This window comes from Sphingobacterium sp. UBA7253 (genome assembly GCF_002472745.1).
GTDB classification, from domain to species: Bacteria; Bacteroidota; Bacteroidia; order Sphingobacteriales; family Sphingobacteriaceae; genus Sphingobacterium; species Sphingobacterium siyangense.
This window is the reverse complement of record NZ_DKSP01000059.1, coordinates 383-1,198: the sequence shown is the minus strand read 5'-3', so window position 1 is coordinate 1,198 and position 816 is coordinate 383. Positions and strand designations below refer to the sequence as shown.

General features: G+C 35.3%; 1 protein-coding gene. It reads right to left on the bottom strand.

All coding sequences use genetic code 11. The annotated features are described in order from the left end of the window. The coding region (locus tag B2X72_RS05390; RefSeq protein WP_286848488.1) for an FtsK/SpoIIIE domain-containing protein at window positions 1–816 on the bottom strand (816 nt) is incomplete at both ends.

The following is an 816-nucleotide window of genomic DNA, read 5'->3' as shown; positions in this document are numbered from 1 at the left end:
TTTTTTTGCGTCAATACGATCAAAGACCTTATTGTGTCATCTTCTAAGAATGTTTGCAGGTCGTCCATTATTAATACGATGTCAGGCAGATAACGATGACCTAGTAATGGGTCGAGTGTTCTATGGACAAATTTATTATTATAATCTGTAATTGATTTTACACCTGCTTTTTGAAATAACTCTTGTCTTTGCTCACATTCAATGAGTAATGCATTAATTGTTGAAAGAGCCTTATTGTGATCGATAACAGGAGATTGATCACCGGGTAATGCAGCTATAAAATGTTTTTCAAGTTTGGCAAAAGCAGTGTAGTCAATTGGTTTGCTTTTACATATGACCAGTTTCAACTGTGCTGGATGGGATTTATACAACCACATTACCAATTGATTGTAGATAAACTGCGTTTTACCAGAAGCAATCGTACCAGCTAATAGCAGATTTGGGTGCTCATATAGTTCCTGAAAAGTAAGATTTTCTTCGTCATTTAATAATAGCGGAAGTTCATATTGAGCAGCCTGTTTATTAATTTTTTCAATTAAAGGGTGTAATTGGGGCGGGAAAAGATCTAAACTCGGATATTGGTATCCTGATAAATCCAACTTTTCGTCATATACTCCAAACTTTTCAACAAGATTGATCGAATCAGTGATTTTTGGAGGTTCTTGGTAGTGTTTGATAATTGCTCCAATGAGTTGTTCGAGATTTTTTTCTTGATATTGTGTTTCAGCGAGATCAAAAAATTCTAATAGGGAAGCGGCCGATTCTTTCCGCCAGGCATCTTCATCAGAAAGACTAGTAACCTTATTTAATATAACG